Here is an 18,971-nt window from a genome sequence, read left to right as displayed (position 1 = left end):
TTCAAACGTGAAGGGGCGGGGTTTTTTATGTTGTATAAAGATATTTTAAGGAGTGAAACCACATGTCAGAAGTAGTAAAAATGCAGTTCCCGGATGGTAATGTTAAGGAGTTTCCCAAGGGTACGACAACAGAAGAGATTGCTGCGTCCATCAGTCCGGGACTGAAGAAGAAGGCGCTCGCTGGAAAAATAAATGGTGAAATGATCGACCTGCGCACAGGAATTCAGGAAGATGGAGCGATTGAAATCGTGACGGCTCCTTCATCGGATGCCCTTGAAGTCCTTCGTCACAGTACGGCCCATTTGATGGCACAGGCAATCAAACGTTTATACCCTGAAACGAAGCTGGGGATCGGTCCGGTCATTGAAGGCGGATTTTATTACGATATCGATTCAGAGCATACGTTTACGCCGGAAGATCTTCCCGTGATCGAGAAGGAAATGAAGAAGATCACAGGTGAAAACCTGGAAGTCGTACGTAAAGAAGTCAGCCGAGACGAAGCGCAGAAAATGTACGAAGAAATCGGTGACGAGTACAAGCTTGAACTGCTTGAAGCCATTCCTGCAGGCGAGCAGGTTTCCATTTACGAGCAAGGTGAATTCTTCGACCTTTGCCGTGGGGTCCACGTCCCATCAACGAATAAAATCAAGGAATTCAAGCTGTTAAGCATTGCCGGTGCCTACTGGCGTGGGAATAGTGATAATCAAATGCTTCAACGGATTTACGGGACTGCGTTCTTCAAGAAAGAAGATCTTGAGGAGCATTTACGCCTTTTAGAAGAAGCGAAAGAGCGTGACCACCGTAAAATCGGGAAAGAATTGAACCTGTTTATGAACTCACAAAAAGTGGGACAAGGACTGCCGATGTGGCTTCCTAAAGGTGCGACGATCCGCCGCATCATCGAGCGTTACATCGTCGATAAAGAAGAGCGTCTGGGTTACGACCACGTTTACACTCCTATCATGGGAAGCGTGGAATTGTACAAAACAAGCGGTCACTGGGATCATTACCAGGAAAACATGTTTCCGGTCATGGAAATGGACAATGAAGATCTTGTCCTTCGCCCGATGAACTGTCCGCACCATATGATGATTTACAAAAACGGCATCCACAGCTACCGTGAGCTTCCGATCCGTATCGCCGAGCTTGGTACGATGCACCGTTACGAATTATCCGGTGCCCTGTCAGGACTTCAGCGTGTACGGGGAATGACTCTGAATGATGCCCATATCTTCGTACGTCCGGATCAAATCAAGGAAGAATTCAAGCGCGTCGTACGCCTCGTTCAGGAAGTGTACAAAGACTTTGATCTGAATGATTGTTCGTTCCGTCTTTCATATCGTGATCCTAAAGATACAGAAAAGTACTTCGATGACGATGAAATGTGGAACCGCGCACAAGGCATGATCAAGGAAGCGATGGATGAACTGGATGTCGATTACTTCGAAGCAGAAGGGGAAGCGGCATTCTACGGCCCTAAACTGGATGTACAGGTGAAGACGGCACTGGGTAAAGAAGAAACGTTATCCACTGTTCAACTGGACTTCTTACTGCCTGAGCGCTTTGACTTAACATACGTAGGTGAGGACGGCAAGCAGCATCGCCCTGTCGTGATCCACCGTGGAGTTGTATCCACTATGGAACGCTTCGTTGCCTTCCTGATCGAGGAATACAAAGGTGCATTCCCGACATGGCTTGCTCCAACACAGGTTCAGGTGATCCCGGTTTCTCCGGATGTTCACTTCGACTACGCGAAAGAAGTGAAAGAAAAGCTTCAGGCTGAAGGACTTCGTGTAGAGATCGATGACCGTAATGAAAAAATCGGCTACAAGATCCGCGAATCACAGATGAGCAAAGTTCCTTACATGCTCGTCGTGGGAGACAATGAAATCAAGGAAACGTCCGTCAACGTCCGTAAATACGGAGAGCAGAAATCCGAAACGATTTCCCTTGACGAATTCATCGCTCAAATTACAAAAGAAGCGAATCGCTAAAATTGGAAGAGGGACGGACCTCCAAATGGTCATTGTGGTTTACCATAATGTTTCTGTTGGAGGTCCGTCCCTTCCCGATAAATTTCAAAAAAACTATTGCACTCTCCTTAGATGTCTGATATTATGAAATACGTTGTGATATTAAATGATTATTTGACAGCGGTATTGTCATGTGATATAGTATCTAAGGTGAATTGAATACAGTTTGGTACAAGCAGAAGCTACCCGCTTCTCACCTGAATAACGCGTTAAAGCTGTTTACAGGTATGTGATTGACTATTAAAGCCATTTATATATGCTTAATAATCAGGTGCGGGTGTTTCGACACTCGCATCTTTTTTTGTGTGTTGCACTCAAAAAGAGAAGCGAGTACGTCAACCAAAGCCGTGTATTCTTTTAATAAACCTTGGAGGTGGCTAATTATTAGCAAAGACATGATCTTAAACGAAACGATTCGTGCCCGTGAAGTACGTCTTATCGATCAAAACGGTGAGCAACTTGGAATCAAATCCAAGAATGAAGCTCTTGAAATTGCTGAACGTGTAAACCTTGATCTTGTTCTTGTTGCTCCAAATGCAAAACCACCCGTTGCTCGTATCATGGACTACGGTAAGTTTAAATTTGAACAACAGAAGAAAGAAAAAGAAGCACGTAAGAATCAGAAGATCATCAATCTTAAAGAGGTGCGTTTAAGCCCGACGATTGATGAACATGATTTCAACACAAAGCTTCGTAACGCTCGTAAGTTCCTTGAAAAAGGAGACAAAGTTAAAGCGTCAATCCGATTTAAAGGTCGTGCGATTACGCACAAAGAAATTGGTCAACGCGTTCTGGATCGCTTCAGTGATGAGTGTAAAGATGTAGCAACCGTTGAATCAAAACCGAAAATGGATGGTCGCAGTATGTTCTTGGTGCTTGCACCAGTCAACGAAAAATAAAGGACCCGAGGAGGAAAAGCATCATGCCAAAAATGAAAACTCACCGCGGCTCAGCTAAGCGTTTCAAGAAAACAGGTTCTGGTAAACTTAAACGTTCACACGCTTACACAAGCCACTTATTCGCAAACAAATCTACTAAAGCAAAGCGTAAGCTACGTAAAGCGGCTGTTGTCTCTAAAGGAGATTTCAAACGCATTCGTCATATGCTTGACAACCTAAAATAAGAAGTATTAGAAACAGGAGGGAATTATTATGCCACGCGTAAAAGGCGGAACAGTAACACGCAGACGTCGTAAAAAAGTTCTTAAATTAGCCAAAGGTTATTTCGGTTCAAAACATACTTTATATAAAGTAGCAAATCAACAAGTCATGAAATCATACATGTATGCTTATCGTGACCGTCGCCAAAAGAAACGTGACTTCCGTAAACTATGGATCACACGTATCAATGCGGCTGCACGTATGAACGGTCTTTCTTACAGCCGTTTAATGCACGGATTAAAGCTTGCTGGTATCGAAGTAAACCGCAAAATGCTTGCTGAGCTTGCGATTTCTGACGAAAAAGCATTCAACCAATTAGCTGACGCTGCTAAAGCTCAACTAAACAAATAAGTAACTGCTGACGAAATCAGCAGACAAAAAGGACTGGCCCCTGGCCGGTCCTTTCTTATATCAATCACTTTAGAAAGCAGGTAGAAATCATGGATGCATTAACAGGGATTCTTTATCTATATGCCGTCATCATCAATATCATCGGCTTTACGGTCATGGGGAGAGATAAACGGAAAGCAGAGCGGCATGAATACCGCATCAGCGAGCGGGTGCTGTGGCAGGTCGCCATTGTGGGAGGCAGTGTCGGAGCGTATATGGGGATGAAGGTGTTCAGGCATAAAACGAAGCACAAAGCGTTTGCCATCGGCTTCCCATTGCTTGTCATCGTCCACTGTGTGCTGTTCATCTGGCTGAACGCGAATCTGTGACGTCAAAGTTTTCATTCTTTAACCCGTCTCTCATACATACTATATAAAGAGGGTTTGTAGAAACAGCTTAGAATAGCAGAAGGAGGTCGCATAAGCCATGGACGAACGGTTGGTTGCTGCATTCGCCCTGATGGAGGCAAGCGGGTATATGGCTCCTGTTCTGTTTATCTTATTTCATATCCTGAGGCAGTTTCTGTTCATCCCCGTCGCCCTTGTCTGTATGGCGGGAGGGGTTCTGTTCGGGAGTCTATTCGGCACACTGTACTCGTTGATCGGATTAACGCTCTTATCTGTCACTTTTTATTTTGTCATCAAAAGTTTCAAATCGTTTTATGAAAAACTCCTGAGGCTGAAAGAAAAGTGGTTCGGCCGGAATGCCACCCTCACCACGGGTCAGATTGCGGTTCTCAGGCTGATTCCCTTTGTCCATTACCAGCTCTTGAATCTTTGCCTGCTCGAGCGGAAGAAGGAGCTCAAGCCCTTCGTACGCGCCTCTGTCCTTTCCAATATTCCCCTGGCGTTTTTCTATACGGTGTTCGGCCAATACATCAAACAATTTTCCCCGCCCATTCTCGTCATGATCTTCATCGCACTCATCGTCCTATTTTACCTCCTGAGAGAAAAAGTCAGAGTCATTCAATGGAGAGAGTTTTTCCCGGGTAAATAAAAATGAAAAACGACCAGCTCTGCTAGTCGTTTTTTTGTTGTGATTTTTGAAGGAATTCGTGGATCGGACTTTTCCAGTCGAGTTTGGCATTCGGGTATCTTTCTTTGATTTCGTTCTGGAGGTATTCGAAATCCTCCCGGGTAAGGCCCTTTAATGAGGAAACATGTTTGGTCCATACGAATATGGAAACCACATCGAATGCCTTCTCGGTTGCACCGAGATATTTTTCCCCTTCAAATCGTACACCCTTGTACGTTATGTGAAAATTCTTCCGGACATTTTCCTGATCATCGAGAAAATAGAAACGTTTCTGCTCCTGGGCAAGCTCGAGTTTTCGCTTTGGGTTGATAATGTATTTCACGCTGCTGTATAAAAGATAAAGAATAAGGATCAAAAGCACTAACCGAATAAGCCAAAGCATAACCATTACCTCCATAGGCATATTTCTTCCAATACTATTTACGGTTAAATCAGAAAAAGGTTTCATATTATTATAAATTTGTTTAAAAATTTGTCATACTAAGAGGGTGTGTAAGAAATAAAGGCATCGAAGGGGAGATACCACAATGAATATTGAAACATTATTGGACATGCAGAAAAAGCTTGATCAGCATATCGAAGAGGAACACGGCCTGGAACAAGAAGATCTGATCGACAAAAAAATCCTGGCCCTCCTGGTTGAGGTAGGGGAACTGGCCAATGAAACGAGAAGCTTCAAGTTCTGGAGTACGAAACCTTCGTCAGCAAAGGATGTGATCCTTGAAGAATTTGTGGACGGGGTCCATTTCATCCTGTCACTAGGAATCGAAATCGGCATTCAACAATTCGATATAGGGGAGACGAATTATGTGAATGAAGATGTGACAAAGCAATTCATGGAAGTATTCAAATATGCCAACCACTTTGCTGAAGAGCGTTCCGTTGAACATTTCCAGGAGTTATTCAGGCACTACGTGTACCTTGGAGAACTGCTCGGATTCACCCATGAAGAAGTGTTCGATGCGTATGTGAAGAAAAATGAAGTGAATTATAATCGTCAAAAAGAAGGATATTAATCCATGATAGTAAAGAAGATTCAGGAAATTTTGATGAATCGCACAGGTTTTAGTATAATGAAAAGGTAAAACAATATTTAGGGGGTCGAAACAATGGCGAAATTAGATGAAACATTGACAATGCTCAAAGATTTAACCGATGCCAAAGGTGTACCGGGTAATGAGAGAGAAGTACGGGAAGTCATGAAAAAATACATAGAGCCATTTGCAGATGAAGTGACGACAGATAACCTCGGTAGCCTGATCGCGAAAAAAGTGGGCGATGAAAACGGTCCTAAGATCATGGTGGCGGGACATCTTGATGAAGTCGGATTCATGATCACCCAGATCGACAGCAAAGGGTTCCTGCGCTTTCAAACCGTAGGAGGCTGGTGGTCTCAAGTTATGCTTGCCCAACGTGTGACGATCGTGACGAGTCAAGGGGAAGTGACGGGTGTGATCGGTTCCAAGCCGCCGCATATCCTGCCTCCGGAAGCACGCAAAAAACCGGTGGACATCAAAGATATGTTCATTGATATCGGTGCCTCAAGCCGTGAAGAAGTACTGGAATGGGGAGTGAAACCGGGAGATATGGTGGTCCCTCATTTCGAATTCACGGTGATGAACAACGAGAAGATGCTACTGGCGAAAGCATGGGATAACCGCATTGGATGTGCGATTGCCATCGATGTACTAAGAAACCTGAAGGATGCGAGTCACCCGAACGTCGTATATGGAGTCGGTACCGTACAGGAAGAGGTCGGCCTGCGTGGCGCGAGAACGGCTGCTGCCAAGATTCAGCCTGATATCGGCTTCGGTGTGGATGTTGGAATCGCCGGGGATACACCTGGAGTTTCTGATAAAGAAGCGTCAAGTAAAATGGGTGAAGGTCCACAGATCATTTTATATGATGCGTCCATGGTTTCCCACAAGGGACTTCGCGACTTCGTGACCGATACTGCGGATGAGCATAACATTCCGTATCAATTCGATGCCATCGCAGGCGGAGGAACGGATTCAGGTGCGATCCATTTGACAGCCAATGGAGTTCCTGCCTTATCTATCACCATTGCGACACGTTATATCCACTCACATGCGGCGATGTTGCATCGTGATGATTACGAGAACGCAGTTAAATTGATTACAGAAGTGATCAAGAAGCTAGACAGCGACACCGTGGCGAAGATTACGTTTGATTGATTGCAATGAGAGAGACCCTTTTAGATCAGGGTCTCTTTATTTTGTCTTTATTCAAATGTCATTTCTTTCGAAGAGGTCATATCGGCGTCAATCGTCTTCTTGATGATGCGGATCGCGCTTTCATTGTCCTCCTCGGTTTCAGATGCCATGCAGTCCTTTGGTATCGACATGTCATATTCCCTCATATAGGCGTCATTGGCGGTATACAGCACACAGATGTCACCTGCAATCCCTGTTAGAATCAGATGCTTCACATCCAGCTGATGAAGCAGGATATCAAGCTGAGTTCCGAAAAAACAGGAATGTTTCGGTTTGATGATAAAATAATCGTCTGTATCGGGATGGAGTTTTTCAATCACGTCTTTGCCTTTCCCTTTTTTGCATTCCTCGATGATATCATTCATATTGTCCTGCCAAAGGCCGTAGTTGTCATTCACATATATGACAGGCACCCCGGATTCCTTCGCTTTCTCCTTCAAATCGCGGATGTTTCCGACGATGTTCATTGTGTTTTCATGTAATTTTTCTCCACCTTGGAAGTCAAACGTATTAATCATGTCGATGATCAATAAGGCGCTTTTCTTTTGACTCATCCCTTTTTCTCCCCCTTCGATTTCTTATGTATGTTGTATTACCACTGAAGGAGTGAGGCTAAAACCATTCAAGGGAAAAAACATGGGCAACCCCGATTCAGGATTGCCCATGCCTTTATTGCATTTGTTGCTGCTGCAATGATTCCTCTAATGTTTCAAGGACCATTTTCTGTTCCTCTGGATCGGCGTTTTGCCAGAAGACTTCAAGGAGTACACCGAGACCTGGGAGGGTTTTTTCTTCTCCCCCCTGGATGGCATCCACGATGGTGTCTCTCAATTCGTCCTGGTTGTTTCCAGATACATTGTGTATGATCGCTTTTCGTAAGTTAAGATTCATCACGCATTTCTCCTTTTTGCTAGGATGAGGAATTCATTGTTATCTTGTCTCAAATTGAATTTATTATGTAGGAAAGTTAAGGTATAATGAGACCTTGAATAGTAATCAAAAGGAGCGGATACGATTGAAGTATATTCAATCCTCGAAAAATCCTGTTGTGAAGCAGTGGAAGAAATTATTGACGAAAAAAGAACGGGATCTCACCCGCACATATATCATTGAAGGATTTCACCTTGTGGAAGAAGCATTAAAGCAGGAGGATACGGTCATTGAGCTGATCCTCGTCGAAGGGATCGATCTTCCCCAGAAATGGACGGTGGACTCGGTATCTGTCACCATGGTATCGGATGAAGTCGGGAAAATCCTCGCTGATACCGAGACCTCTCAAGGGATCTTTGCGATATGCAGGCAAAGAGAAGATGAGTATGACCCCGATCAGGCATCCACATTCATGCTTCTCGACGGCCTTCAGGATCCTGGCAATATCGGCACCATCATCCGTACAGCCGATGCGGCGGGAATCGATATGGTCGTGTTGGGAAAAGGGACGGTGGACCCTTATAATCCGAAAGTGTTGCGCTCGGCACAAGGAAGTCATTTTCATATTCCGATCGTCAGAAAAGAACTGCCTGAAACCATTTCAGCCCTGAAAGAGCGCAGTATCCCCGTGTACGGGACGGCTCTTGAAAACGGAGTGGAGTACACGTCGATCAGCCCGCAATCTTCCTATGCCCTCATCGTAGGGAACGAGGGGAACGGCATGTCGAAGGACCTGTTAAAGGAAACGGACCGGAACCTCTACATCCCTATTTACGGTAAGAGTGAATCATTGAATGTGGCCATTGCGGCAGGCATTTTAATGTACTATTTTAAAAATGGGCAGTGAATTTCGTGAAAAGGTTTGAATTATGTCGTGAAATTCACTATAATAATGCACATATAACTTTAAAAACGTTGAAAGAGGAAAGTAACACATGACCTTCTTCAAGGGAGAGAATGCCCTGGACTGTAAGCATTCTTAAGGAAACATGATGTGAACATTTCACCTCTCGAGTTGGCATCGGGACCATTCCAATGTGAATGTAAAGATGCTCCGGCATAAGCCGTTATCCGAATGAAGTGAGCAGATCCCCCTGTGGATATGCTTATAAGGGTGGTACCGCGATATAAACCTCGTCCCTTTTTGGGATGGGGTTTTTTTATTTGTTTAAAAACCAATCCAACGAAACATTCGGACGATATACATTAAAGGAGGAAGAACAATGGAGGACAAATTACGATCCCTTCAACAAGAAGCCATCGAAAAAGTGAACGAAGCACAAGATCTGAAAGAACTGAACAACATCCGCGTTGCTTATTTAGGCAAAAAAGGACCTGTCACCGAAGCCTTAAAAGGAATGGGTAAACTCTCAGCGGAAGAGCGTCCTAAAATGGGGGCACTTGCCAATGAAGTCCGTGGAGCGATCACCGAAACCATCGAAGCAAAGCAGGCTGTTCTTGAAAAAGAAGCGGTCGAAAAGAAGCTTCAATCTGAAACGATCGATGTCACGTTACCCGGTCGCCCTGTGAAAAAAGGGAATCACCATCCCCTGACGATGATCGTGGAAGAAATCGAAGACCTCTTCATCGGCATGGGCTATACGGTTGCTGAAGGACCGGAAGTCGAGAAGGACTATTATAACTTCGAAGCCCTGAATCTCCCTAAAGGACATCCGGCACGTGATATGCAGGATTCTTTCTATATTACGGAAGAAACCCTTCTGCGTACCCACACGTCACCGGTTCAGGCAAGGACGATGGAACTGGCCAAAGGAAAGGGACCCATCAAGATCATCTGTCCCGGGAAAGTGTACCGACGTGATACAGATGACGCGACACATTCCCATCAATTCACCCAGATCGAGGGCCTTGTCATCGACGAAAACATCCGCATGAGTGACCTGAAAGGAACGCTGAATGTATTTGCTAAGAAAATGTTCGGTGAAGACCGTGAAATCCGCTTGCGCCCGAGCTTTTTCCCATTCACAGAGCCATCTGTCGAGATGGATATCTCATGTAAGATCTGTGGAGGAAAAGGCTGCCGCGTATGTAAAGGCACAGGCTGGATCGAAATCCTTGGAGCAGGGATGGTTCATCCGAATGTCCTTGAAATGGCTGGATTCGATTCGAAGAAATATACAGGTTTCGCGTTTGGTATGGGACCAGAGCGTATTGCCATGCTGAAATATGGCATCGATGATATCCGTCATTTCTACACAAACGATACTCGCTTTGTGACACAGTTCGGAACACAAGAGTAAAGAAAACGATAGGGAGGTACTAACACATGTTTGTTTCATATAAATGGTTAGAAAATTATGTAGACTTATCAGGCACAACTCCTGAAGAGTTGGCAGAGAAGATTACAAGAAGCGGGATCGAAGTCGAAGGTGTCGAACGGATCGGCGAAGAGATCAAAAATGTGGTCGTCGGGCATGTCCTGCAATGTGAGCCGCATCCCGATGCGGATAAGTTAAATAAATGCCTTGTGGACGTAGGGGAAGAAGAGCCTGTCCAAATTATTTGCGGGGCACCGAACGTGGCAAAGGGCCAAAAAGTGGCTGTCGCGAAAGTAGGGGCGGTCCTTCCTGGAAACTTCAAAATCAAAAAAGCCAAACTTCGCGGCGAAGCATCCCACGGGATGATCTGTTCCCTGCAAGAGCTTGGAGTCGAAGGAAAGCTCGTACCGAAAGAGCATGCAGAGGGAATCTACGTATTCAGTGATGAGGCCGAAGTCGGTCGCAATGCCGTTGAATTATTGAACCTGGATGATGCAATCCTGGAATTAGGATTGACACCCAATCGTTCTGATTGCTTAAGCATGCTTGGAGTGGCGTATGAAGTCGCAGCCATCCTGGACCGTGACGTAAAGCTTCCGACAGCCGAGGTATCAGAAGGCAACGAAAAAGCTTCGGATTATGTATCGGTAAAAGTAGAAGCAAAAGAAGATAATCCTCTTTACGGGGCTAAAATCATCAAAAATGTCAAAATCGGTCCATCTCCACTTTGGATGCAAAATGCACTGATTTCTGCAGGGATCCGTCCCCACAACAACGTAGTGGATATAACGAACTACGTACTGTTGGAATATGGTCAACCGCTCCATGCTTTCGACTACGACCGTCTCGGTTCAAAGGAAATCCTTGTTCGCCGGGCAAACGACGGCGAAACATTCGTGACCCTGGATGATGCTGAAAGAACGCTATCAAGCAGCCAGCTTGTGATTACGAACGGGACTGAACCCGTTGCCCTTGCCGGAGTGATGGGTGGAGCCAATTCAGAAGTCCAGAACGATACGACGACGGTCCTTCTTGAAGCAGCTTACTTCACCGGTGCCATTGTCAGAGGTGCATCGAAAGACCACGGACTCAGAAGCGAAGCCAGCACCCGTTATGAAAAGGGTGTGGATCCGAATCGTGTCCTGAAAGCCGGGGAAAGAGCGGCTGAACTGATGGCTGAATATGCCGGAGGGGAAGTTCTCGAAGGTACTGTTTTATTTAATGAATTGGATGTTGAACCGGTCAAGGTGGAAATCTCCCTTGAAAAAATCAATTCTTCACTTGGAACAGCCATTTCCGTTGAAACAGTGGAAGATATTTTCCGCCGACTTCAATTTGATGCAGAAGTAAACGGCGGAACATTCGTCGTAACGGCTCCTACAAGAAGAGGGGATATCACCATCCCTGAAGATTTACTGGAAGAAGTGGCCCGCCTTTACGGCTATGACAATCTTCCGATGACACTTCCAGAAGGAGAGGCAACACCTGGTGGCCTTTCGAATCACCAGCTGAAGCGTCGTACGGTCCGCCGATACCTGGAAGGAGCGGGACTCCTGCAGGCGATCACGTATTCATTGACAAACGACAAGAAAGCAAGCCAATATGCGTTGGACGTAAGGGAACCTGTCCGCTTATTGATGCCGATGAGTGAAGAACGAAGCAACCTTCGTTTAAGCATCATTCCGCAGCTTCTTGAAGTGGTTTCATATAACAAGGCCCGTCAAAATGATTCTCTAGCCTTTTATGAAGTGGGATCCGTATTCTTAACGGAAACAGGCGAAGAGCTTCCACAGGAAAAAGAGCATATTGCAGGAGCGCTGACCGGCCTGTGGCACCAGCATCCTTGGCAAGGCGAGAAAAAGCCAGTCGACTTCTATGTGGCCAAAGGGATCCTGGAGGGCATGTTCGAAGAAATCGGTGTATCAGAAGCTATTTCATTCCGTCAGGCAACCGTAGACGGCATGCACCCTGGACGTACGGCCGAGATCTTACTTGATAACGAAGTGATCGGTTTCGTCGGAGCGATCCATCCTGAAGCGGAAAAAGAACTGGATCTAAACGAAACGTATGTGTTTGAACTGAAGGCATCACCTGTCTTCCATTATGAAAAACCAGGCCTAAGCTACACGCCGATCCCTCGTCATCCATCGATCACAAGGGATATCGCCCTTGTAGTGAACACGGATGTGAAAGCCGGGGATCTGGCATCCATCATCAAAGAAGCAGGAGGAAAACTTCTGAAAGAAGTGTCCGTCTTCGATCTGTATGAAGGCGAGCATATGGAAGCAGGCAAGAAATCACTTGCATTCTCCTTGAAATACTTCGATCCGGCAAAAACATTGACCGATGAAGAAGTGGTGAAGGTGCATGATGGAGTACTTGCAAGCGTAAAAGAAAAAGCAGGAGCCGAATTGAGAGGATAATTCGACTTTTGGAGAGAGGTGTCAGACATTGGTCTGGCATCTTTTTTTGTATGTGGTGTGGGATTGTTTGCCTGTTGAAATAGGAGGGGATTTTGACAGGAGAAATAATGGTGGAATTCAGCAGGTGAAATATGACGTATATTCAACAGGAGAAAAAACGGGGAAATTCTCCTGCTGAAATATCCCCAACATTCAACAGCTAAAAAAACACCAAACTTCACCTGCTGAAAAACAAAGAAAAATCAGCAGCTGAATCCCAACCGAAATTCTCCTGCTGAACACCACCCACCCCAAAAAAACACAAACAAAAAACCCCACCAGCAACACCAGTGGGGCCATCATCCTCATTTCCTCGCCAACCTCATCGCCTTTTCACTATTGGCGAAATGCCATTTCGTCATGGACTGTAATTCTTCGATCCCTTTTCGTTTGATGATCTTCGCGGCTGCCACATCTACGTGTTTACCGGCGCCTTTCGGTATTTCTACACCTGCTTTGGCACTCAGCTTGTCCATTTCTTTTAAGAATGCGTAGCGCGCGATGATCGATGCCGCTGCGACTGCCAGATGGATGCTTTCGCCTTTTGTGCTGAAGTATACGCGTTCCCGCTGGATTTTCGATTGGGCAGCGATGTGTTTGAAATATGTATTCTTTTCGACGAACTGATCGATCAAGATGCCTTCTGGTTGTTCCGGAGCCATCTTTTCCAGCAGGTTCAGTATGGCTTTGTTATGAAGGAGGGCTTTCATCTTCCCCTGGGTCATTCCTTTTGCCTGCATCTCATTGTATTTCGGGTTGTGGAGAATGAGCAGTGAATAGGGAATGGTGGAAATCAGGTCCCTGGCAATACTGATGATTTGAGGGTCGGATAGGTTTTTGGAATCTTTGACCCCGAGCTCTTTCATGAGTGGGATCTGCTCTTTTTTTACGTAAGCGCTCACCACGGTGATCGGGCCGAAGAAGTCTCCTGTCCCCACTTCATCAGAACCGATGACGGACCAATTTGCGAAATTTTCGGGGAGGCTGGCAGTCCCTTTGGAAGGGGATTTCACCTTGGCCGGTGCGCTGCTTCCCCACCGGCTTGCCTCACCTTCACCGTTTGCCCCTTGAAACATTACTTTACCCGATTTATAAGCGGTGATCGTACAGCCTGAGGGTTTTGCGACAAAGACTGCCCCCGGCGGCAGTTTTTCGATTAATGCATGTTTGTAATGACTTTTCATTTTCTCGATTGTCTCTTTCGTTGTTTGTATGACGGTATTGGCCATGCTTCTCTCTCCTTATGACAAAGTTCTTGAATTTAATAAAAAATGTGAGCGTATATGACAAATTCCTTCCATAATCAAAAGACTTCATGGTATGATTATGTGTAGGATTCTTATGAATGGGGGGCTTTCAGGTTGTCAGAAGAACAAAAAAATCGCACCACGGTGGACATATATGGTCAACAGTATACGATTGTTGGGACTGAATCAACAAGTCAAATCCGATACGTTTGTTCTAAAGTGGATGACAAAATGAGAGAAATCAACTCCATGAATCCATCTCTCGACACAAGCAGGCTTGCGGTCTTGACAGCTGTCAATGCCGTGAACGATTATCTCAAACTTCAGGAAAAGTTTGAAGAGCTTGAACGGGAAATTAAACGATTAAAGGATTGAATAAAGATGTTGGACTTAGCTTTGTTGGTCATCCTGGTGATAGGGTTTTTAATAGGTTTAAAACGTGGATTCATTCTGCAGGTCATCCACATTTTCGGATTTATCGTTTCTTTCATTGTAGCATACATATACTATGATCAGCTTGCACCGAAGCTGACTTTATGGATTCCTTATCCTGTATTGGACGAGCAATCCACGTTAAATATGATCTTTGAATCGACCCATCTGGATCAGGCATATTACCGTGTAATCGCGTTTGCGATGATTTTCTTCGCAGTGCGCATCATTCTTCAAATCATCGGATCGATGCTTGACTTTGTCGCCCATCTTCCACTATTGAAGCAGTTGAATGTTCTTGGCGGTGGGATACTCGGTTTTGTTGAATCCTATTTAATGATATTCATACTCTTGTATATTGCGGTATTATTGCCGATTGAGTCGGTTCAAACATTCATCAATAACTCATTCATTGCACAAGCGATGGTGAAACATACTCCTGTTTTCTCCGATATGGTGAAATCCTGGTGGATTGAATATGTAGCCTGAAAAAGGGCTGACTATAAGTATGCAACTTACATTCGTTAGGAAAGCCATTAACGATTTGTTCATCTTATAAGTCAGTCTTTTTTCTTTTTCTACCAGTTTTGCTACTATATAATTGGAGACGTTCTGGATATTTGAATGAACATGGTTCCTGATCGTTAATTCTATGATTGTAGGTGATTCCCTTGAATAAAAAAGATATTATAAAATTATTAGAAAACATTGCGATATATATGGAATTGAAAGGCGAGAATTCGTTTAAAACATCCGCCTACCGAAAAGCGGCAGCGGCCCTTGAAAATGATGACCGGAGCCTGCAGGAAATCAGCGACTTCACAAAGCTCACCGGGATCGGCAAAGGCACGGCCTCCGTTATTGAAGAGTACATAAATGAAGGAACCTCCTCTGTTCTTGAAGGGCTGAAGGAAGAAGTGCCGAAGGGGTTGATCCCTCTTTTGCAATTGCCGGGTCTTGGGGGGAAGAAAATCGCGAAGCTATACAGTGAGCTGGGAGTCGAAAGCATAGAGGACCTGGAAGAAGCGTGTAAAGAGAACAGAGTACAGGCACTTGCAGGCTTCGGAAAAAAGACCGAAGAAAAGATCCTTGCTTCCATTGAGCAGGTTGGGAAAAGACCGGACCGGCTTCCAATCGGCTTTATGATGGGCATCGCGGAAGAAATAGAAGGCTATCTTTCTGAAATCGACAGCATCGGAACGTATTCGAGAGCCGGCAGCTTAAGAAGGATGAGAGAAACCATTAAAGATCTGGATTTCATCATCTCGACCGAGCATCCGGAAAAAGTGAAGGAAGGGCTTCTGAAGTTGCCGAATATCGTTGAGACGATTGCAGCCGGGGACACTAAGGTGTCACTGACCCTCCAGTATCATTGGGATGTGAGCATCGATTTTCGCATCGTGAAGCCTGAGGAATTTGCCACGACCCTGCATCATTTCACGGGATCGAAGGATCATAACGTCCGTATGCGCCAGCTTGCCAAAGAACGCGGAGAGAAGATCAGTGAATATGGCGTTGAGAATAGTGAAACAGGTGACGTGAAAACATTCGATTCCGAAGAAGCATTTTATCATCACTTCGACCTTCCCTGGATCCCGCCTGAACTCCGGGAAGATGGAAAGGAAGTGGAGGCGTTCAAGGGGGATTATCCCCTCCTTACCCTGAATGATATAAAGGGCGATCTTCACATGCACTCCACATGGTCTGACGGTGCCTATTCCATAGAAGAAATGGTTGAGGCGTGCCGTGCCAAAGGGTATCACTATATGGCCATCACAGACCATTCCCAGTATTTACGGGTGGCTAACGGCCTCACTCCCGAACGGTTGGTGAAGCAAATCGATGAAATAAAGGAACTGAATAAAAAGTATGATGATATAGAAATCCTTTCGGGGATCGAGATGGATATCCTTCCTGACGGTACCCTTGACTATGATGATGACCTTTTGAAGAGAGTGGATCTCGTCATTGCTTCCATTCATTCAAGCTTTTCGCAGCCCCGTGAAAAAATCATGGAGAGATTGAAGACGGCATTGGAAAGTGCCCATGTGGATATCATCGCCCATCCTACTGGCAGGATCATCGGCAGGCGGGAAGGATATGACGTCGATATGGATCTTCTTATCCAATTGGCGAAAGAAACCGGTACAGCTCTTGAACTGAATGCCAATCCGAATCGTCTGGATCTGTCTGCTGAAAACATCCGGAAAGCACAGGAGCAGGGTGTGAAGCTTGTTATCAACACGGACGCCCACAGTATCGATCATCTGGAATTTATGGAAGTGGGTGTCGGTACGGCACGTAAAGGATGGATCAAGAAAGACACGGTCATCAATACATGGGACAAAAATGAGTTCATACAATACATTAAGCGAAACTGATAAAAGGTGGAATACATTCCGTGAATTCTAAAGTATTGAAAACGTTAGAGTTTGATAAAATCAAAGAATTATTAAAGCAATTTGCAGCATCTGCCCTTGGTCATGCAAGGGTTTCCTCCCTCATGCCGTCGGTCGATTATGAAGAGATCACCGCTCTTCATGAAGAGACGGATGAAGCCATGACGATTCTCAGATTGAAAGGTCATGCCCCGCTTGGCGGGATTTTTGATATACGCCCTCATGTGAAGCGTGCCCAAATCGGCGGTATGCTTTCTCCGTCTGAATTCGTCCAGGTGGCAAGTACAATCCGGGCAAGCCGGAAGCTGACCCTTTTTGTAGAAGAGCTCTTGGAGGAAGAGGTGGATATTCCCCTCTTACAAGGCAAGATGGGGACGGTCATCCCGCTTCCTCATTTAGAGCAGGATATACGTAAAGTGGTGGATGACAATGGTGAAATATTGGATACGGCGAGTGAAACCCTCCGTACGATCCGGACCCAGCTGCGTGCCAACGAAGGGCGGATACGGGAGAAGCTGGAGCGGATGATCCGTTCATCCAACGCACAGAAGATGCTTTCCGATGCGATCATCACCATCCGGAATGATCGATACGTCATCCCGGTCAAACAGGAATACAGGGGGCAATATGGCGGGATCATCCATGATCAATCTTCTTCCGGGCAGACGTTATTCATCGAGCCTGAAGCGATTGTTCAGCTGAATAACCAGCTCCGTGAGCTTCGTTTGAAAGAGCAGACGGAAATCGAGAAGATTCTTCAGGAACTGTCTGAAAGTGTACAAGAATCGGGAGAAGAACTGCTTCTGATCGTCAACGTCCTGTCAGACGTGGATTTCATGTTTACCAAGGCGAAATTCGGACGATCAATCAAAGGGTCAAAGCCGACGATCAATAATGAACGCCGGGTGAAGCTGAATAAAGCACGTCATCCCCTCTTGCCCATCGATGAGGCAGTGGCGAATGATATCGAACTTGGGAATGAATTTTCTTCCATCGTCATCACCGGACCGAATACCGGGGGTAAAACCGTCACGTTGAAAACACTGGGCTTAACAAGCTTGATGGCACAGGCCGGTCTTCCGATTCCGGCACTTGATGGTTCCGAGGTCGGTGTATTCCGCACGATTTACGCTGACATAGGGGATGAGCAATCCATTGAACAAAGTTTGAGTACCTTCTCCTCCCATATGGTGAACATCGTCGACATTTTGAAAAAGGTCGATCATGAGAGTCTGGTGCTGTTCGATGAGCTTGGTGCCGGTACCGATCCTCAGGAAGGGGCGGCATTAGCGATTTCCATCCTTGATGAAGTTCATGGAACAGGGGCAAGGGTTGTGGCGACCACTCACTATCCAGAGTTGAAGGCGTATGGGTATAATCGTGAAGGAGTCGTGAATGCCAGTGTGGAATTTAATGTAGAGACATTAAGCCCCACGTATAAGCTATTGCTTGGGGTCCCGGGAAGAAGTAATGCCTTTGACATTTCCAAACGTCTGGGATTGTCAGATGGTGTCATTCAACGGGCGAAGTCCCATATCGGTACCGATAGCAAAGAAGTCGAGAATATGATCGCTTCCCTTGAAGACAGCAGGCGCCAGGGTGAACGGGAGCTCGAGGAAGCCCATGAGCTGTTGAGACAGGCTGAGAAGATGCATAAAGACATGCAGAAGCAAATGATGGAGTATTACGAGAAGAAGGATACCCTTTACGAAAAAGCACAGCAAAAAGCCAGTGAGGTCGTTGAAAAAGCGAAGGCGGAAGCCGAGCAGGTCATCAAGGATCTGCGGAAAATGCAGCATGAGAAGTCAGCCCAGATCAAAGAACATGAATTGATCCAGGCGAAAAAACAGCTTGAAGATGCGACTCCTAAGCTGAAAACGGGTCAAAAGAAGAAAGCGACTGGATCCCAGCATGAATTGAAGGCCGGGGACGAAGTCAAAGTACTGAGCTTCGATCAAAAGGGTCATTTGGTCGAGCGGGTATCGGCGAAGGAATGGCAGGTCCAGATGGGCATCATGAAGATGAAAGTGAAGGAATCGGATCTTGAATTCATTCAATCCCAACAAAAGGTCGAAACGAAACCCCTCGCTACGGTGAAAGGGAAAGATTTTCATGTCAGCCTCGAACTTGACTTGCGCGGAGAACGTTTTGAAAATGCCTTATCGAGGGTGGAGAAGTACATTGATGACGCTCTGCTTGCAGGCTACCCACGCGTTTCCATCATCCACGGAAAAGGAACGGGGGCTTTGAGACAGGGAGTGCAGGAGTACTTGAAGAATCACCGGTCGGTCAAGAGTATCCGTTTCGGGGATGCAGGTGAAGGTGGAACGGGTGTAACTGTCGTTCAATTTAAATAACAAGGTAAAGGGA

The 18,971-nt window shown here is 45.7% G+C and carries 19 protein-coding genes and 1 other annotated feature; of the genes, 15 read left to right on the top strand and 4 right to left on the bottom strand.

What is annotated here, in order from left to right; translation table 11 throughout:
• Positions 1 to 62 precede the first annotated feature (62 nt).
• The 6 genes from thrS to M1J35_RS18725 all read left to right on the top strand — a co-directional run bounded on the left by thrS (position 63) and on the right by M1J35_RS18725 (position 4,579).
• Entirely contained in the window at positions 63 to 1,994 is a 1,932-nt protein-coding gene (gene thrS / locus M1J35_RS18750; RefSeq protein ID WP_254651923.1) for a threonine--tRNA ligase, read from the top strand.
• Positions 1,995 to 2,200: 206 nt separating this feature from the next.
• Positions 2,201 to 2,340, top strand: a sequence feature (ribosomal protein L20 leader region).
• A gap of 88 nt (positions 2,341 to 2,428) precedes the next feature.
• A complete protein-coding gene (gene infC, locus M1J35_RS18745) occupies positions 2,429 to 2,932 on the top strand; it encodes a translation initiation factor IF-3 (RefSeq protein ID WP_034757009.1) in 504 nt (167 codons plus the stop codon).
• 23 nt (positions 2,933 to 2,955) lie between these two features.
• A complete protein-coding gene (gene rpmI, locus M1J35_RS18740; protein ID WP_032087387.1) occupies positions 2,956 to 3,156 on the top strand; it encodes a 50S ribosomal protein L35 in 201 nt (66 codons plus the stop codon).
• Between the two features lie 28 nt (positions 3,157 to 3,184).
• Positions 3,185 to 3,544 carry a 50S ribosomal protein L20 gene (gene rplT / locus M1J35_RS18735; protein WP_034757014.1) on the top strand — a complete coding sequence of 120 codons (360 nt, stop codon included), beginning with the start codon at positions 3,185 to 3,187 and terminating at the stop codon, positions 3,542 to 3,544.
• A gap of 89 nt (positions 3,545 to 3,633) precedes the next feature.
• On the top strand, positions 3,634 to 3,912 hold the full coding sequence (locus M1J35_RS18730; protein WP_034757017.1) for a DUF1294 domain-containing protein: 279 nt from the start codon (positions 3,634 to 3,636) through the stop codon (positions 3,910 to 3,912).
• A 97-nt stretch (positions 3,913 to 4,009) separates the two neighbouring features.
• Positions 4,010 to 4,579 (top strand): TVP38/TMEM64 family protein, encoded by a 570-nt coding sequence (locus M1J35_RS18725; RefSeq protein WP_034757020.1) that lies wholly within the window; start codon positions 4,010 to 4,012, stop codon positions 4,577 to 4,579.
• Between the two features lie 22 nt (positions 4,580 to 4,601).
• Here M1J35_RS18725 and M1J35_RS18720 read toward each other — a convergent pair whose 3' ends face one another.
• Complete coding sequence (locus tag M1J35_RS18720; protein WP_034757022.1) at positions 4,602 to 5,000, bottom strand: hypothetical protein; 399 nt, start codon at positions 4,998 to 5,000, stop codon at positions 4,602 to 4,604.
• A 145-nt stretch (positions 5,001 to 5,145) separates the two neighbouring features.
• Between M1J35_RS18720 and M1J35_RS18715 the strand changes: the two genes are divergently transcribed.
• A complete protein-coding gene (locus tag M1J35_RS18715; RefSeq protein WP_224519378.1) occupies positions 5,146 to 5,634 on the top strand; it encodes a dUTP diphosphatase in 489 nt (162 codons plus the stop codon).
• A gap of 93 nt (positions 5,635 to 5,727) precedes the next feature.
• The gene (locus tag M1J35_RS18710; protein ID WP_034757028.1) at positions 5,728 to 6,813 is read left to right on the top strand and encodes a M42 family metallopeptidase; all 1,086 of its coding nucleotides are present in this window, start codon (positions 5,728 to 5,730) and stop codon (positions 6,811 to 6,813) included.
• A 47-nt stretch (positions 6,814 to 6,860) separates the two neighbouring features.
• Here M1J35_RS18710 and M1J35_RS18705 read toward each other — a convergent pair whose 3' ends face one another.
• Positions 6,861 to 7,406: a cysteine hydrolase family protein gene (locus M1J35_RS18705; protein ID WP_254651922.1), complete on the bottom strand. Its 546-nt coding sequence runs from the start codon at positions 7,404 to 7,406 to the stop codon at positions 6,861 to 6,863.
• Between the two features lie 115 nt (positions 7,407 to 7,521).
• On the bottom strand, positions 7,522 to 7,743 hold the full coding sequence (gene sspI / locus M1J35_RS18700; RefSeq protein ID WP_034757033.1) for a small acid-soluble spore protein SspI: 222 nt from the start codon (positions 7,741 to 7,743) through the stop codon (positions 7,522 to 7,524).
• 124 nt (positions 7,744 to 7,867) lie between these two features.
• On the opposite strand from sspI, the gene M1J35_RS18695 reads away from it, so the two are divergent.
• From M1J35_RS18695 to pheT, 3 genes are all read left to right on the top strand, one after another.
• Positions 7,868 to 8,629: a TrmH family RNA methyltransferase gene (locus tag M1J35_RS18695; protein ID WP_254651921.1), complete on the top strand. Its 762-nt coding sequence runs from the start codon at positions 7,868 to 7,870 to the stop codon at positions 8,627 to 8,629.
• A gap of 376 nt (positions 8,630 to 9,005) precedes the next feature.
• Entirely contained in the window at positions 9,006 to 10,043 is a 1,038-nt protein-coding gene (gene pheS / locus M1J35_RS18690; protein ID WP_034757039.1) for a phenylalanine--tRNA ligase subunit alpha, read from the top strand.
• 26 nt (positions 10,044 to 10,069) lie between these two features.
• On the top strand, positions 10,070 to 12,484 hold the full coding sequence (gene pheT, locus M1J35_RS18685; protein ID WP_224519381.1) for a phenylalanine--tRNA ligase subunit beta: 2,415 nt from the start codon (positions 10,070 to 10,072) through the stop codon (positions 12,482 to 12,484).
• 344 nt (positions 12,485 to 12,828) lie between these two features.
• Here pheT and rnhC read toward each other — a convergent pair whose 3' ends face one another.
• Positions 12,829 to 13,752 carry a ribonuclease HIII gene (gene rnhC, locus M1J35_RS18680; protein ID WP_224519382.1) on the bottom strand — a complete coding sequence of 308 codons (924 nt, stop codon included), beginning with the start codon at positions 13,750 to 13,752 and terminating at the stop codon, positions 12,829 to 12,831.
• A 132-nt stretch (positions 13,753 to 13,884) separates the two neighbouring features.
• Between rnhC and zapA the strand changes: the two genes are divergently transcribed.
• The 4 genes from zapA (at position 13,885) to M1J35_RS18660 (ending at position 18,958) form a co-directional block, all read left to right on the top strand.
• Complete coding sequence (gene zapA, locus M1J35_RS18675; protein WP_034757046.1) at positions 13,885 to 14,145, top strand: cell division protein ZapA; 261 nt, start codon at positions 13,885 to 13,887, stop codon at positions 14,143 to 14,145.
• Positions 14,146 to 14,151: 6 nt separating this feature from the next.
• On the top strand, positions 14,152 to 14,691 hold the full coding sequence (locus M1J35_RS18670; RefSeq protein WP_034757049.1) for a CvpA family protein: 540 nt from the start codon (positions 14,152 to 14,154) through the stop codon (positions 14,689 to 14,691).
• Between the two features lie 182 nt (positions 14,692 to 14,873).
• Positions 14,874 to 16,583, top strand: a complete 1,710-nt coding sequence (gene polX / locus M1J35_RS18665; protein ID WP_371928686.1) for a DNA polymerase/3'-5' exonuclease PolX — start codon at positions 14,874 to 14,876, stop codon at positions 16,581 to 16,583.
• Positions 16,584 to 16,603: 20 nt separating this feature from the next.
• Complete coding sequence (locus tag M1J35_RS18660) at positions 16,604 to 18,958, top strand: endonuclease MutS2 (protein WP_254651920.1); 2,355 nt, start codon at positions 16,604 to 16,606, stop codon at positions 18,956 to 18,958.
• The last annotated feature ends 13 nt before the right edge of the window (positions 18,959 to 18,971 follow it).

Origin of the sequence: Rossellomorea sp. KS-H15a (genome assembly GCF_024195245.1) — a bacterium.
Lineage (GTDB): Bacteria > Bacillota > Bacilli > Bacillales > Bacillaceae_B > Rossellomorea > Rossellomorea vietnamensis.
Note: the sequence above shows the minus strand (reverse complement) of the source record. Positions and strands in the feature narration are given on the sequence as shown.